Below are 15,707 nucleotides of genomic sequence, written 5' to 3'. Positions count from 1 at the left end.
CCTAGGCCTTCGCGGTCTTGGCCAGTCCGGCCTCGACATACTCGGCCAGGCTGGCGACGGTCTTGAACACCTCGGGCGCCAGCTCCTCGGGGTCGATCTCCAGCCCGACGGTGTCCTCCAGGCTCATCAGCAGCTCGATGACGCTGGTCGAGTCCAACGACAGGTCGTCGAACAGCCGCGCGTCCTCCCGCAGTTCGGGGACCTCCCGGTTCAGCACCTCGGACAGGCTGCTGCGCAGCTGGAGAAGAATCTCGGCACGGTCCATCACAACTCGCTTTCCTCGACAGGTGAAAACGGGACGAGCGGGTCAGGCATCCGCGTCCCCGGTCTGATAGCCGCGCTGGACATGCAGCCGCTGGATGTTGCTCGTGCCGTCCATGAACTCGAACGCGCACACGTCCCGCGTCCACTTCTCCAACAGCGGATGCTCCAGCAAGCCGCCCGGACCCATCACCCGAGCCGCCCAGCGACCCGTGCCCACGGCCATCTCCACCGCCGCCAATTTCGCAGCGCTCGACCAGTACGACCGCTCCGGACTGCGATCCAGCCGCGCCGCCGCCATGTACAGCGCCTCGCGTCCGGCCTCGGCCCGCGCGACCGCCACGTCCAGTCCCGGAGCGGTTTTGCGGTGCTCGCCCACGTACTCGACCATCGCCAAAGCCGTCCCCACCGCACCGGCCGCGACGTGCAGGCGCACCTGGTTGAACGTCTTCAGAGCGCCCCACAACCCCCGCTGCGCCACCGGCAGATGCGCACCCAGCATCATCTCGGGTGCCACCGGCACGGCGTCGAACACCAACTCGCTCAAATACGCGCCCCGCAACCCGACGGTGTCCAACCGCGTCCCCGACCACCCCGGAGCCGGCAGCTCCACCAACGCCGCCCGAACCGACAGAGCCGAACGCCCGGTGCGTCCGAAGACCACCCCCACTCCGCCCCGCGCCGCGTTCCCGACGTACCGCTTGGAGCCGGACAGCAACCAGCCGCCCGCACCGTCGGGCTCGAACCGCGTGTCCATCGCCCCGGCGTCGCTCCCGTGCGCGGCCTCCGTCATCGCGAAGAACGGCCACGTCTGCCCGCCGTGCAACCGCCGGAAGAACACCTCCTGCTGTGCGGCATCACCCAGTACCTCGATCAGGACTCCGGGCAGGCCCGGGGCGGGGCAGGCCAGCACGGTCGCCATGTCGCCCCGGGCGACCTCGATCAGGCTCACCACGTTCATCAGGCAGTTCCCGCGGTCCGGCAGCGACGCTCCGTCGGGCAGTTTCAGACCGCCGGACAGCGGCTCGCGGAACTCCGCGGGTGTCGCGGTGATCCGGAGCAGTTCGAAGGCATCGGAGTTCAGATGCTCTGCCATCGCTTCCGGATCGGCGTCGATCGCCAGTGCCCGGCCCCGCAGATCCTCAGCCAGCACGCGCGCGCCGTCCCGCACGGCGCGCAGCTGGTCATCGAGCTCGATCATTCCGACACCTCTTCGCGGGGAACCCAGGTGCCCGCCACGAGCGCGGACACGTACAGAGCGCGGCCCGGGCCCTCCGCCAGGTAGCCCGCGGCGCCGAAGAGCTTCAGGACCTCCCAGCCCAGAACGTCCAGACGGGTGTGGACGTCGGCAAGCGCGGCCGGCCCACCCTGCGTCGCCACGGAGGCGCGCAGCATTTCACTGCCCGCCATGACATCGGCGATCGCGCCGACGATCAGTTGTTTGCGGATCAGCGGCTCGCCGCCCGACTCCCGGCCGGATAGGTGCTCGACCGCCCGGTCGAGGGCGGCGCGCAGCACGCCGAGCCGGACCGCGGCCAGCAGCCGGGCCACCTCGGTCCACGTCGGACCGCCGTCAGGGTGCTGACCCGGGCATTCCACGAAGACGACGCCCTCCGCGTCGGCGAGGCGGTGACGGAGCACCGTTGCGCCGCCGTCCGGGCCCGCGCCCTCCGCGCCGGCGGCAGGCACCGCCGCGTACCGGCCCGGCGCGGTCTCGGCGACCGACGTCCCCGACAGCACCGCTGCCAGGCCCGCCGCCAGGCCTTCCTCGCGTCCGGCCTTCTCGCACTCCGCCATGCCGGCCTGCGACAAGGTACTGATACTCATGAATCCTCCTCGACCTCGACGACCATCGCCTGGAAGTACGCGCCCTGACCGATGGCGAACAGCACGCAGCGGTCGCCCGGCCGCAGCCGGCCCGAGCGGTCGGCGTGCTCCAGCGCCAGCAGCGCGTCGGCCCCGTAGTTGTGGCCCAGCTCCGGAATCAGGTCCAGGCAGATCCGGTCCTTCGGGATGCCCGAGCTCCGGCTGACCCGGCCCCAGAACATCCGGCTGGTCAGGTGCGGCATGACCCAGTCGACCCGGTCCACGGTCAGGCTCGCGGCCGCCACCGCCCGCCGCAGCGTGCGCACCGTCTGCTCGCCGCTGGCCTCCTGGAACAGCCCGAGCTCCGGCGGCGACATCCGCTGGTTGCGGTGGAAGCGGGCGTCCCGGGAGGACGCGCCGCCCAGGTACCGGTAGCGCGGTCGGCGCCGCGTGGTCGGGGCGTGGACCATGACGCCCACGGCGGCGTCGCCGGGCACTGCGACGCCGGGGATGACCCGCGCCCGGCCCTGGTGGCTGCTGGCCTGGTCGCCGCCGAGGACCAGCACCCGCTCCGCGGGACCGGCACCCGGCCGGGTCAGGAAGCGCCGAGCGAGTTCCACCGAGCGCAGCATCGCGGCGCAGTTGATGTGCGACACGCCGTAGAACGCGGTGTCGGACTGCCCGAGCCGGGAGCGCAGCCCGTCCAGACGCGCGTCGGCACTGTCGAGGTCGGAGTTCAGCAGCGTGTGTCCGTACAGAATCAGCTGCGCTGGCTCGCCGCCGAGCGCGTCCAGGCCGGCCCGGACCAGCAGGTCCTCCATTCGCTCGTCCGCGGCCAGCGTCGGGCTTTGGCGCAGCCCGAAGACCTTGGCGAACATCCGGCGTTCCATGGGTCCGCGCCCGGCCCGGACCAGCAGATCCTCCACGGGATCGGTCGACCGGGGCAGGCTCACCGAGACCCTGGACAGGCCGACGGCGCTTTCGACAGACGGCGGTAGCAACACAGGTCACACCGCTACGGTCTCGGCGGGTTCGCGTCCCTCGACAGGCAGCGCACTGCGATAGAGGTACTGCGGGCTCATCAGGTCCTCGGGCTCGTCACGGCGGCGCACCAGGTGCGCGGTGCCGTCCACGACCAGCACCTCGGCCGGGAACCCGTGGCTGAGGAACAGGCCCGGCGACGCCGAGGGCCCGTAGGCGCCGGAGCAGCGGATGCCGAGCAGGTCGCCGGGCCGCAGCGGCGGCAGCTGCGCGTGCTTGAGGATCGAGTCGTTGGGCGTGCACAGCGGACCGGTCACGTTCCAGGACTCGGGCGCCCCAGCCTCGCCGGACTGGTCGGCGTGGTCTGCGCGCCGGCTCAGCAGCTCCGCCGGGAAGTTCCGCTTGACGAAGGAACCGATGCCGACCGCCGCCATGTGGTGGTGGGTGCCGCCGTCCGCGACCGCGAACCGCTCCCCCATGGACTCCTTCACATAGCGCACGCCGATCACGTACGTCCCGGCCTTGCCCGCCAGGTATCGGCCCGACTCCATGATCAGGCGGGTGTCCGGGTGGCTCTCGGCGAACGCCGCCAGCTGCGGGTTGAGCTGCGCGGCCAGGTCGGCGGGGTCGAGGTCCCGCTCGCCCTCGAAGTACGCGACACCCAGACCCCCGCCGATGTCGACGGTGTCCAGCCGGATGCCGGTGCTGTCCGCCACCCGGTCGGCCAGGTCCAGGATGTAGGCGGTGTTCTTGCCGACCACCTCGGCGTCCAGGATCCGGGTGCCCAGGTAGACCTGGACGCCGGCCACGTCGGCGTGGCCGTACTTCTTCGCCAGGTTGCCGGCCGAGAGCACCTGCGCCTCGTCGATGCCGAACTGGCGGGGTTTGCCGCCCATGGTCAGCCGGGACCCGCCGATCGCGACCTCCGGGTTGACCCGCAACAGCACCCGCTGACGCACTCCGCGCGCGGCGGCGAGACGCTCGATCTCGTCCAGTTCCGCGAACGACTCGCAGACGATCGCGTGGATCCCGGCCTCCAGGCACGCGGTCAGCTCGCGCTCGCTCTTGCCCGGGCCGAGGAAGATGATGTTCTCGGGCGTCGCACCGGCCGCGAGCGCGGTGCGCAGTTCGACGAGCGAGGAGACCTCGGCGCGCGCGCCGCCGGCCCGGAGCACGTCGAAGACGCTGATGTTCGGGTTGGCCTTCAGCGAGTAGAAGAACTCCAGGGCCGGGTGCAGCGCTCGGCGCAGCCCGGCGATCGCCTCGGTGAGCACGTCGCCGTCGTAGACGTAGAGGGGCGTGCCGAAGCGCTCGGCCAACTCCTCGTATTCGATGCCCTGGACGTTCATGCCTGCTCTCCTGTCATCTCGTTGAGCCGCCGCTCGGCCTCGGTGCGCACGGCCAGCGCGGCCTCAGCCGACTCGGCCAGGCAGATCGCGTAGAGCCGGCCGTGGAAGCTGCCGTCCTCGGCGGCCGCCGCGTTGAGCGTGGCGAAGTTGTTGATCAGCACGCCGGAGCGGCCCGCGCCGTCCAGCAGCAGCCCGCCGAGCGCCTGCGCGACCTCGCCGAAGGTGTGGCGCCGGGTCAGGCGCAGCCCGAACGTGGCGGCGATGGCGTGGGTGCCGTCCGGGATCAGCCGCTCGGCGATCCGGCTCTGATACGTCGACATGTTGAACCTGGCGTTGATCTCCAGGCAGGGGTAGAACGTGTCGTCCTTGCCGAGCATGGCGTCGACGCCGACCAGCCCGAAGTAGCCCTCGGCCGACAGCGCCTCGCCGATCCGGCGCGTGGCGTCGTGCAGCTGTTCGGTGACCGCCGGCGAGAGCTCGACCGGGAAGCGGTGGCCCTGGTGCACGCCGTCGCGCAGCACCGCGGCCTTGACCGTCTCGAACCGCACGCCGCCGGAGCGGGCGACGACGAACTGGTAGTTGAGGTCCTGCGCGTGCTCGATCCAGGACTCGACGACCAGGTTGGCCGGGGCGTCCGCGCCGCGCCGCTCGATCAGGCGCAGCAGCCGCTCGGCGCCGCGCTCGGTGTCGACCCGGACCATGCCGCGCCCGGAGACGCCGAGCGATTCCTTCACCACCACGCCGCCGCCCAGCCCCAGCTGCTCGGTGTGCGCCATGTGCTCGGCGAGCGCTTCGCGCAGCTCGCCGACCGTGCGGCAGGTCCGGCCGGGGACGGCGCGCAGACCGGTCCGGTCGACCAGATCGCGGCTGAACACCTTGCCGTTGACGGCTTTGCAGATGGCCGCGCTCGGACCGGCCAGCGGCAGGCCGGTGGCCTTCGCCAGGTCCTCCTCCGCGGCGGAAACGCCCAGCGGCATCAGGTAGGTGCGGCCGTCGTCCAGCGCACGCAGCTGCTCCAGCAGCAGCGGCGAGGCCAGCGCGTCCTCGGTGACCATTCGCTCCGGCTCGTGGTTCTCGGCCGCGACCGTGTGTCCGGCGGCCGCGCCGAGGGTCGCGAGGTACGCGGCGAACTCCGGGTCGAGGCCGTCCTTGAGGACCACGACGTCGCCCTCGCCGGCGAGCAGGACGCCCATCTCCTCCATGCGGTTGACCGTCGCGCCCGCGAAGGAGACGCCGGCTCCCGGGAGCTTCGGCTCGCCGAGCGCCCAGCTGCGTTCCACCTCGAAGTTGTTGACGAAGACGAAGCGGGCCGAGGCGTCGCCCGTCAGATCCTGTTTCAGACGCTCAACGAAGTTCATCGTGGATTCCCAATCTGCGGCGAGCGCGTCATGCCTGCGGCGAGGGCCCGGAGCGGGCCGGCCCCGGCGAGTTGGTCGAGGGAGACACCGGTCCAGCCGAGGTCCTGCAGCGCGGCGAGGACGCTCGGCAGGCGCAGGACGCGTCCGCCGGCGGCGACGTAGCTGGTGGCGGGATCGACGTGCGCGAGGGCGTTGGTTTCGGCGGTGATGGCGGCGAGGGCTTGTTCGGCTTCGGTGGCGGCCTCGGTTGCGGCTTCGGTGGCGGCTTCGGTGGCTGGATCAAGAGCCTTTGCCGGCTCGGCAAGGGGCAGAGAAGAGGCGAAGCCCATGAGGTCCGTGGCCTGACCGGTCGTCAGGTCGGTGCCGGGTTCCCGGTGCGCCTCCAGCAGCCGCGCGTATCCGCGCAGGAACGCCTCCACCGCGTCCCGGTCCATGATCTCGGCCGTGGCCTGCAGGGCGAGCGTGACGCCGTCGGACCACTCGTAGATCCGGAGGTAGAGGTCTGAGCCGGCCTTCGCCCAGTCGGTCGGCGCGGCGTTCCAGGTGAGCCTTTCCCGCCGGGTGCCGCAGGAGCGCGGCGCGTTGTCCAGGAAGTTCACCTCCGTGGCGACGCGCAGCGGCCGGCCGCGCCTGGCGCCCTCCTGCGCGACGAACTCGGCGACCCGGTCGTACGGGACGTGCGCGTGCTTCATCGCGTCGTCGATCCGATGCGCGGCGCGGCGCAGCACCGTGCTGAAAGCGGGGTTGTCGGTGAGGTCGAGCGAGGCCAGCGTCGGGTACGACAGGCAGGTCAGCACCGTCGGGAAGCCGCTGGCAGTGCGCTGGCTGGTGTACAGCCGGTGCGCGACGCGCCGCTCGCCGGTGTACGCCGCCACGGCCACCGCGTACGCGGCCAGGTGCACGGCCGCCGGCCAGCAGCGCTCGCGGGCCGCGATGCCCCGCGTGGTCGCCAGCAGCGACGGCACGGTCAGCGACGCGCTGTGGCAGCCGACAGCGGAGGGGTCGCGGCGCCGGGCGAACACGTCGGTGGGCAGCGTCCGGACCTCGCCGCGCCAGTGTTCCAGCGACGCCTCCACCGCTTCGGGCGCTCGGGCCGCCTCGAACCGCGCCAGGTCCACCGGCTGCTGCGGCACCGGGTCCAGCGTCGCCGGACGGCGCTCGACGCGGGCGGCCAGGATCGCGTCCAGGTCGCGGCCGAGCACGCCCAGGCTCACGTCGTCGAAGGAGAGGTGGTTGAAGACCAGGTGCAGTCGGCGCAGACGGCCGCCGGTGGTGACGACGCAGGCCCGGATCGGCCACTCGCGGGTGACGTCGAACGGGGCGCGGGTGATCCGCGTGATCACCTCCATCGGCGCCGGCGTGCCGTCGTCCTCGGTGGTCGCCTCGGTGACGCGCAGCGGGGCCGGGGGCTCGACGCGTTGCCGCGGCCACGGCTGCGCGTGCAGGTCGTAGACGGTGCGCAGGCCTTCGTGTCTGCGGACCAGGTGGTTCAGGGCCCGCGTGACGTCCTCGGCGGTGCAGCCTTCGGGCAGCGGGAAGTCGGCGGTGATGTGCGCCTCGTGCCTCGACGCGGCCGGAACCTGGTGGTACCGCAGGAGGTGGTAGTGCTGGCCCCAGCACAGCCGGGCGCTCTTGAGGACTGGCATCGGGCTCCCTCCAGTGGTTGTCGGTCGTGATGCTCGGCGCAGTGATAATCGCCCGGCCCGGTCGGCGCGGACCAGAGCCCGCCGGTGGCGTCCTCGGCCGCGAAAAGCTGCCAGCGCGGCACGCCCGCGACCGTCCGCAGAGCATTGACATGCGCGTTCGCGGACGGCGACCCTTTCGGCGGAGAACGGAGGAACCGATGCAGAACACGATCACGGCCTGCGAGGAAGCCGGCCGCCACGACGGACTCGCGGCGGGTCTCGCCGTGGCTCTGGCCGCGCTCGACGCCGGCGCGGCGCCGGGCGGCATCGCGGCGCTGCCCGCGTCCGCGGTTCCCGCCGGGGCCGAAGTGATCCGGCACGAGATGGCGCTCGCCGAGGGCATCGGCTTCGTCCGTCCGGCGACCCGGCGCGAGGCTCCGGCCGACGAGCTCACGGCGCTCGCCGCGCGCCTCGGCGCGGTGCGGATCGGGGCCACCCTGCGGTTGATCGAGCAGGTGGCCGGGCATCTGTCGCGCCGCTTCTTCGGCGGGGAACCGGTGCTGGCCAAGCAGCTCGTCCAGGGCACGCTGGCCGACGCGCTGGTCGCCACCGAGACCGCGCGCTGCGCGCTGGCCACGGACAGCCGCGCCGCGATCGTGGACGTACACGACCGGCTGACGCAGGTCGACTGGGAGCTGGCGCGGATGTTCGGGGCCAGCGGCTATGCCGGCCGGGGCGAGGGGAATCCGGCGCGCGGCGCGTATGTGTCCCGCCTGGTCGCGAACTGCTGGGTGGCGAGGGAGGGAGTCACATGAGCTTGGCGGAGAGCCGCTTGGAGGCGGCGAGAAGTCGCGTGGACGTCGTGGGCGGCCGCACAGGCGTCGTGGGAAGTCGCGTGGACGTCGCAGGAAACCGCTTGAGTGCGGCGAGCGGTCGCAGGAGCGCGGCGGAGGACCTGACACCGGGGATGCTGGAACTCCGCGAACTCTGCCGAGCCGTCGCGGGCGACCTGCGGCGCGAGGCGCTGGCCGTGGACGCCGACCCGTTCGACAGCGCCCGGCTGCGGAACTGCGAGGCGCTGGAACTGCTGCGCCAGATGAGCATGCCCCGGGACTACCGAACGCGGGAGGTCCCGGCGTGCGCCGACGAGTTCACCGGCAGCGCGCTGGGGCGCGTGGTCGCCAACATCGAGGTGGCCGGCGGCGACGCCGGGGTGGTGAACGCGTGCGCGACGCCGTCGCTCGCGGGGCTGGCGGTCGACGCGCTCGGCGATGAGCGGCAGAAGGAGCTGTTCTACCGGGACATGGCGGAGCGGCGGTCGTGGACGTTCTTCGCGATGACCGAGCCGGATCACGGGAGCGACGCCACGGCGATGGAGACGCGGCTAGACCCGGATCCGGGCTCGGGTTCGGTTCCGGGCTCGGCTCCAGGCTCGGGCTCGGGCGGCGACGGCTTCCTGCTGAACGGGACCAAGCGCTACGTCGCCAACGCCGAACGCGGCGACATCGGCGTGGTGTTCGCCCGCACCGGCCGCACGCCCCTGTCCATCCGCGCGGTGATCCTGCGCCGCCCCTCCCCCGGCTTCACCGGCACGCCGCTGGCGATGACAGGCCTGCGCGGCGCGTGCATCGGCCACATGGAGTTCCACGACACCCCGGTCGCCCGCGAGATGCTGCTCGGCCAGCACCTGCCCGCGTCCCGCCGCGGCATGTGGGGCGCGATGCGCGCGTTCAACGTCATCCGCCTGCAGATCGCCGCACAGGCGCTCGGCGCGGCGTTCGCGATCCGCGACTACGTGCGGGCACAGCGGCCCGGATGGTCTGGCGCTCGGGGCTGGCCGGGCGAAGAACTGATGTCCGCGCGGCTGGAAGCGGCGCGCGCACTTCTGCACCGGTACGCGATAGAGGTCGACCTGGCGCCGGACGCCCGGCTGGCCCCCTCCATCGCCAAGCTGCACACCACGGAGCTGGCGCAGGAGACGACCCGCTGGGCCGAGGCCGCCCTGGGCCCCGGCTCGCTGCTGGAACACCCGCTGTTGGAGAAGTGGTGCCGCGACGTCTGCGCGTTCGAATTCATGGACGGCACCAGCAACATCCTGCGACTCACCATCGCCGCGGACGCCGAGCCGACCCGCGCCCGGGGTTGAGGTCGGGCCGCCGACGGGGTAGGAGTCATACCATGCCCTCGCCCACGGACAGGATCGCCAAGAGCGCCGCCCGGAAGCTGCCCTCGCCGGTGCTCCGCGTGACCGCGCGGGTCGCCGGCAGGTTCCTGCTGCCGGTCGCCGGCGCCGCCGCGGTCGCGGCCGTGCACCGGGCCAGGTGGCGGCTCGGCGCCCGGCGGAACCCGCCCGGGACGGTGGTCGTCGACGTCGGCCGGGGACTGCACGTGCTGGCCCCGGTGTCCGGAAGCCCGCCCGAGCCGCTGCTCGCGCTGACCGAGCGGGCGCACGTGACGCTGGCCGGGGTGCCGGGCCGGTCCGTCACGCAGCTGCGGGCCGTGCCCATCCGGGCCGGAGACGACATCAGCGAGGACGTCGCGCTGGCCAAGCGGCGGCTGGAGACCGAGACGTAGGCCGGGGACGCCCCGACCTCGCCAGATCACCGGCCGATCACCGCCGGCCGGCCACCAAGCTGACGAGAAACTGGCCGCCGCCCGCATCGACCCGGGCGGTCACCGGCAACCCCGGCACCAGACGCGAGAAGCGGTCCACCAGCCAATCCGCCGCATCCTGCGCGTCCTGCTCGGTCGGACAGCGGCCCACCACCTCGCGGCCGCCCTTGCGCTCCAGCCGGTCGGCGACGGCGATCAGCGCCGCGGGCTCGACCACGTACAGACTGTCCGGCCAGGGAATGACCACCTGGACCGCACCCTTGCGGGTGTTGCACCCGCGATGCGCAAGGCGCTCAACGACCTTCGCCTTCCGATCGGCGGTCCGGCTGTCGACGCTGGGCCCGCGCGGATCGTTCACCGACATGTCGGGGTCGACGGGCTCGTCGCACACCCAGCACCGCCAGCCGTCGCGTTCGGCCACGTCGTCGAGGATAGTCACTGGGGCAGACTAGCCTGCGCCCTCAGCCTCAGTGCCCGTGGTGCGTGAACGCCGCCCAGAACACCGGGTCGGCGAGGTTCTTCTCCTCCAGTCGGGCGAACGCCGCCTCGTCGGCCCCGTCCGGGACGACGCGGTCGGGGTCGAGCATCCACATCTGCGCCGCGCGCAGCGCGTCCGCCGGGGATCCTGCCGACTCGGCGCCAACGGCGTGCAGGAAGTGGTGGAACATGTACATCAGCACGAGAGTCTGCGGCTGGTCCGCGATGGCCCACTTCGAGCCCACCACCGAGCACGCGCCGGAGGCCAGGACCGCGGTGGCCAGGGTGACGGACTCGTCGTAGCGCGCCACGGCCAGGTCGGTCACGCAGTCCGCCAGGACCACCAGCCCGCCGGGGGCCCGCGGGTCACGCCCGAGCGCGCCGGACAGCAGGCGGTCGACCGTCAGGACGCGGCCGGGCTCGGTACGGCGGTGGTCGTCCAGGATCAGGCGGGAGTGGGACGCGTCGACCGTGGACACCGCGTGGCAGTTGGCGATCGTCACCGCCGCGCTCGTCGGGCCCCGGCCGGGGAGGTAGGGGTCGAGCGCGTCGGCGAGCGCCGGTCGGGGCTGCGGCCGGCGCCATGCGGAGTCGCTCTGAAGGGGGTGGAAGCCGAGGGAGCCCACGACGTCGGCGTCGGGGTAGAAGCGATACCGGATCAGGACTGCTTCCTTCTTGGCGATCGACGAGCCCTGCGGATCGACGACCATCACGGCCGGCCCGGCGACCGGCATCCGCGGCCGGGCCGCGACCTCGACCAGCTGGCGGGCGGTCGCGCAGTACGACACCACGGCGTCCTGGCAGACGTAGCGCTCCCGGCCGGTCGACGTCGGCAGCGTTCCGGCGTGCCAGGGCACCATGCCCAGCGGCCCGACCGGGACGAGCACGAGGCGCGGGGCCCGGCCGCTCACCGCCGCGCGCACATCCGCCAGCACCGGGGCCATCATCCGTCCCGTCCAGGCGCCCAGGTGAAGCAGTGCCTTGTGCCAGCGGTCCTCCACACCGGCTGCCGGGGCCGCGTCGCGGGCGCGCAGAGCTGCCGCGTAGGCGGTCAGCTCGGGGCTGTCGAGGCTCAGCCCTTCGATCGCGACGGTCCGGACGGCACCGGACGCGTCGACGACCAGCACGTGACCGTTGCCTTCGCCTGTGTCGGCGAGCAGGTAGACGAACGCGTCCGCGCCGACCGCGACGAGCGCGCGAGCGGTCTCGGCCGGCGAGGGCGCGGACAGCAGCCGGCGCTCGGCGGGGCTGCCCTCGACCGCGAGCAGAACCCTGCGTCGCAGGTCGTCGGGGACGCTGTCCGAGGGTGACAGGGACAGCGACGGCGACGAGGATGGAGACAGCGCGGCGCCGGTAGCTGCGGTGCCGATGACCGTGGCGTCGGTCGACCCGATCTCGGTAGACCCGATCTCGCTCGTCCCAGCCCCGCCGACCCCATCCCCAGCGACCACCGCATCAGCCGCACGCCACTCCGCGGCCAGCCCCGGATGCCCGGCCGCGACCAGCAGCGCGGGCACCGTCGAGGCGACGGTCGCCGCGTGCAGCGTCAGCCCCCGCCCGAGCTCGACCGCCTCCAGCGCCCCGGCGGTGTCGTCGTCCGCGAGGCACCAGCGCACGAGCCGAGCCGCATCGTCACCGGCCCGCCGTGCGGCTTCCAGAGCCCTGCGGGTACCGCTCTGCAGCAGCACAGCGCGGCCATGAGCCCACATCACCGACCGGGCCGCGACCCGCGACCGCTGCCGGTGCGCCGGGTCCGCGGCCCCCATCCGATAGGTGGAAGCCAGAGAACGCTTCAACGCCGCCGCGAAGGGGTCGGCAGAGGCCGGTCCATGAACGTTCTCGGCCTCGGACAGCGCCGCGATGGCGCGCTCCAGATCCTCGGGATCGCCGGTCACCCGGTGCCGCGCCGCCAGGAGTTCGCCGAGGCCGTACTGGCATCGGGCCCAGCCGCCGTAGTAGAGCGCCGACGAGCCGCGGGTGACCTCCGACAGCTCCCGCACGATGTAGGCGGCCAGCACCAGCCCGGACTCCCGGGTCCGCACGTCGGCCAGCTGCGCGGCCGCCACCGCCGCGGCCCGCAACAGCAGTCCGGGACGATGCTGGCTGGACTCGGCGCACGCCGCGGCAGCCGCCGCGACGTCGGCGGCGGCGACGATCCGCGCCGCGGCGTCGGCCCGGCGGCCCGCCTCCGTCCAGCGCACGAGCGCGCTCTCGGCGAGCGCCGCCGGCCGCAGCGGATGCCGCGCGCCGAGCCCGGCGAGGGCGGACGTCAGCCGGTCCAGGCCCAGTGCACGCAACTCCGTGGCGGTCAGCGCGCCGTCCTCGGCAGCCAGTTCGGCGCCGTCGTCCCGGGACACGAGGTCGGCAGCGGCCAGATCGGCCAGTCCTGCAAAGGCCAGCAGCTCGGCACGGAACGGGCCCTCGTCGAAGAGGTCGGCGCGGAACAACTCGCGCACACCCAAGACCTCGTCCTCGGCGGCGGCGGCGTTCAGCAGCACGGCCAGACCGGCACGCGGTCCATCCGGCGTCGTTTCCAGCAGCGCGCTCCATATCGAACGCGCGGTCTCCAGATCCGCGTGGTCGCCGTAGAGCAGGTAGCGGTCATGGAGGAGCCCTGCGACGACAGCGTTGACACGGTCGGCCAGCTCGGGCCGAGCCGTAGCAGAACGGGACGCCGCACCCCGGGCCAGCCGCACGGCCAGGCTGATGTCGGCGGGGTCCCGCTGACGCAGCCAGCGGACGTGCAGCGCCAGCGCGGTGAGCGCGGCCGGGACCGGTTCCCTGACACCGTCGGCATTGGCGTCGGCGGGCCCGTAGAGGCGATCGACCGTCTCGATGACCAGACCCGGCGGGTGGATGAACGGCGACTCGGACCCGTCGCCGAGCAGCGGGGCGGCCGAGGCCGCGACCACGCCGAAGACGTCGGACTGGACCGGCTCGCCTTCAGGGACCGGACGTTGCGGAGCTGTGAGCGCGGGCTCGACCGGACCGCGCAGCATCGCCTCGACCATCCTGGTCAACTGCCCCATGGCGATCGCCGGCTCATCCTCGACCAGGGCCAGGAAGCGGTCGATGTACTGCGTGCCGAGGCCCTCGGGCACGACTGCCCGGAAGGCTCTCAATTCGGCCACGGCCGACCGGACGGCGGCGATGTCCGCTCCCGCGGTCAGCGCATGAGCGGCCTCGATCATCGCGGTCATGATCTGCAGGATCAGGCGCGGGACTGCCTCCGACTCGTCGGTCCGGTTCAGGGCTTGCCGCAGACGCCGGGCCCACATGTCCAGTTGCTCCAGCGAGGGCGGCCTTTCGTCCCATCCGCGGGCGTCCACGAAGATGCCGAGGAAGATCAACGCCGGGTCGGGATCGGCGGTCTCGTTAAGAATGGCCTCCATCATCCGCCGCGCGAGGAACAGCTCCTCGACGAGGGCGGGAGTCATCGCCTCAATCGAAAGATCCACGTCTGTCCCGGGCTGTGACTCCATGCCGCGCAATGAGGTATCCGTCATGAGGAGGGCTGCCACCGTCAGCAGGACCATCTGCTGCCGCTCCGCGGGGCTCACCACCCAGTCCTGCGGGTTGAGATCGTGGAGCTTGCGCTGCCATTCCAGGCCCTCGCGAAGAAGCGCCCGGTCGCCGTGCGGAAACGACATCAGGAAATGGAGCGGGAGGCTGTACCCGATGATCAAGGCTCCCATCGGATAGAACTCGTCCTGGACCGGATACAGGCTCAGGCCGATCCGCACCAGATCGGCCGCCCGGGCGAAGTCCGCCGCGAGTTCCGGATCCGATGCCCCGACCGTCATGACGAGCGGGCGGGCGAGCAACCCCGTGTCGTACCGCATGGAGTCGAAGTACGGCGCGAGTCGGCGGAAGGACCTCCGGAAGATCAAAGCCCCGACCCTGATGTGCAGCTCGGCACGCATGCTGTCGTCAGGGCGCGTTGTCGCGAGCAGTTCCGATCCCAGGGCGATGGCCCGGTCAGTGATTTCGGGTTCGACACCGTCGTGGTCCAGGCGTGCCAGCACGTCGAACAGGAAGGACTTCACACGGTTCGACTCGTCGCTGTCGGGCAGCGTCGCAAGGAGTTCGTCGTGCACGGCATCCACCTGCGTCACGGCCTCGCGCAGGAGAGCCAGCCGCTGGGGATCGGTTTCCGGCCATTCCTCCTCGATCACGATCTCGACAAGAGCGAGCGCCAGATCCACCCGGTAGCCGCGCAGCTCCTTCGCGGTCCAGCCAGGATGTTCCACAGCCAGCCGGTACCACTCGACGGCGAGCATCCGGTGCTCCGGACCGGGATCGTGGTCGACGAGGTCGTTGACCAGCAATGTGCACAGCTCCAGGACCCTGGCGCCGGCGTAGACGTCCGCGTCGTCGATCAGGGGGCTGAGCATCGCGAGCAACGTGTGCAGTTCCTCCGACGCGTCGGGCCGGGACCAGTCCAAGAGCTTCCAGCGCAGTCGACCCTGCTGGACGTACATCTCCCACTTCAGTTCCGGGTCGACGTCCAGGTCGGCAGCCTTCTGCCACAGCTGCGCCCCGCGGACCTCGTCCAACGGCGGCACCGTCTCGCCGGTGTCGGGGTCGCGTGCACTGTCGGCCAACGCGGAGGCCAGTGCCATCCACACCTGCGCGAGCAGTTCCTGGTCCTGGTCGGCCGGATCGGCATCGACGTCGGCATGGGAATCGACGTCGACATCGGCCAGCGGCCCGAGCAGCTCCACGACCCGGGCGCGGTCGTCAGCCGCCTCGCCGGCCGTGAAGCGCTGGGAGTAGAGCAACCCGAGCCAGCCCCGGGTGTCGCCGTCGACATCCAGGTCCCACCACATGTCCGGCGGCGGCATCGGCGGCACCAACGCCGCCTCCAGCCATGTGATCATGTCGTCGAGGGGTAGCACGCGCTCGAACAGCAGCGCCTCGGTGCGCAGGCTCTGCGCGGTCAGCCAGCACAGCCGGTGTCGGCGGCCGCTGCCCTCGGGCGCCTCGGGCAGCAGTTCCTCGACCAGCGCCGAGGCTTCCCGCCACAACGGTTCCGCGTCGTCCTCGACCAGCGGCGGCAGCTCCAGCGTCGCGGTCTCGATGATCATGTCGGCCCGGGCGAGCAGGACGTCGCACAGCTCAGTCCGCAGCTGCTTCGCGTCGTCGCTGTGAGCGGGAACCGTCATCAGCTCGAGCCGCACCCGCCGCGTGGTCTCCAACAGTCCCTCGTAGTGCTCATACCGTTCGTCCATTGCGAG

At 72.2% G+C, this 15,707-nt stretch carries 12 protein-coding genes; 3 read left to right on the top strand and 9 right to left on the bottom strand.

Annotated features, from left to right (window positions below):
- Nucleotide 1 precedes the first annotated feature (1 nt).
- Genes ABH920_RS18985 through ABH920_RS18955 form a run of 7 tightly spaced genes read right to left on the bottom strand, consistent with a single transcriptional unit; the run spans nt 2 to nt 7,401 of the window.
- Nucleotides 2–265, bottom strand: a complete 264-nt coding sequence (locus ABH920_RS18985; protein ID WP_370350359.1) for an acyl carrier protein — start codon at nt 263–265, stop codon at nt 2–4.
- 42 nt (nt 266–307) lie between these two features.
- Entirely contained in the window at nt 308–1,462 is a 1,155-nt protein-coding gene (locus tag ABH920_RS18980; protein WP_370350358.1) for an acyl-CoA dehydrogenase family protein, read from the bottom strand.
- Nucleotides 1,459–2,088: an acyl-CoA dehydrogenase family protein gene (locus ABH920_RS18975; protein WP_370350357.1), complete on the bottom strand. Its 630-nt coding sequence runs from the start codon at nt 2,086–2,088 to the stop codon at nt 1,459–1,461. The genes ABH920_RS18980 and ABH920_RS18975 overlap by 4 nt, the downstream gene beginning before the upstream one ends.
- A complete protein-coding gene (locus tag ABH920_RS18970) occupies nt 2,085–3,020 on the bottom strand; it encodes a 3-oxoacyl-[acyl-carrier-protein] synthase III C-terminal domain-containing protein (RefSeq protein WP_370350356.1) in 936 nt (311 codons plus the stop codon). Before ABH920_RS18970 ends, ABH920_RS18975 begins: the two co-directional genes overlap by 4 nt.
- Before the next feature lie 54 nt (nt 3,021–3,074).
- The gene (locus ABH920_RS18965) at nt 3,075–4,397 is read right to left on the bottom strand and encodes a type III PLP-dependent enzyme (protein ID WP_370350355.1); all 1,323 of its coding nucleotides are present in this window, start codon (nt 4,395–4,397) and stop codon (nt 3,075–3,077) included.
- A complete protein-coding gene (locus ABH920_RS18960; protein ID WP_370350354.1) occupies nt 4,394–5,755 on the bottom strand; it encodes an ATP-grasp domain-containing protein in 1,362 nt (453 codons plus the stop codon). Before ABH920_RS18960 ends, ABH920_RS18965 begins: the two co-directional genes overlap by 4 nt.
- Nucleotides 5,752–7,401, bottom strand: a complete 1,650-nt coding sequence (locus ABH920_RS18955; protein WP_370350353.1) for a condensation domain-containing protein — start codon at nt 7,399–7,401, stop codon at nt 5,752–5,754. The genes ABH920_RS18960 and ABH920_RS18955 overlap by 4 nt, the downstream gene beginning before the upstream one ends.
- 197 nt (nt 7,402–7,598) lie before the next feature.
- Here ABH920_RS18955 and ABH920_RS18950 point away from each other — a divergent pair, with 197 nt between their 5' ends.
- The 3 genes from ABH920_RS18950 to ABH920_RS18940 all read left to right on the top strand — a co-directional run bounded on the left by ABH920_RS18950 (nt 7,599) and on the right by ABH920_RS18940 (nt 9,954).
- Nucleotides 7,599–8,195, top strand: coding sequence for an acyl-CoA dehydrogenase (locus ABH920_RS18950; RefSeq protein WP_370350352.1), 597 nt, complete (start codon nt 7,599–7,601; stop codon nt 8,193–8,195).
- Between the two features lie 80 nt (nt 8,196–8,275).
- Nucleotides 8,276–9,526 (top strand): acyl-CoA dehydrogenase family protein, encoded by a 1,251-nt coding sequence (locus ABH920_RS18945; protein WP_370350351.1) that lies wholly within the window; start codon nt 8,276–8,278, stop codon nt 9,524–9,526.
- Between the two features lie 32 nt (nt 9,527–9,558).
- Nucleotides 9,559–9,954, top strand: coding sequence for a hypothetical protein (locus ABH920_RS18940; protein WP_370350350.1), 396 nt, complete (start codon nt 9,559–9,561; stop codon nt 9,952–9,954).
- 37 nt (nt 9,955–9,991) lie between these two features.
- Here the strand turns inward: ABH920_RS18940 and ABH920_RS18935 are convergent, their stop codons facing one another.
- On the bottom strand, nt 9,992–10,432 hold the full coding sequence (locus tag ABH920_RS18935) for a hypothetical protein (protein WP_370350349.1): 441 nt from the start codon (nt 10,430–10,432) through the stop codon (nt 9,992–9,994).
- Between the two features lie 28 nt (nt 10,433–10,460).
- Nucleotides 10,461–15,701, bottom strand: a complete 5,241-nt coding sequence (locus ABH920_RS18930; protein WP_370350348.1) for a CHAT domain-containing protein — start codon at nt 15,699–15,701, stop codon at nt 10,461–10,463.
- Between the last annotated feature and the right edge of the window lie 6 nt (nt 15,702–15,707).

This window comes from Catenulispora sp. EB89 (assembly GCF_041261445.1).
GTDB lineage: Bacteria > Actinomycetota > Actinomycetes > Streptomycetales > Catenulisporaceae > Catenulispora.
The sequence above is the reverse complement of the archived record's forward strand: the minus strand, read 5'-3'. Positions and strand labels throughout refer to the sequence as shown.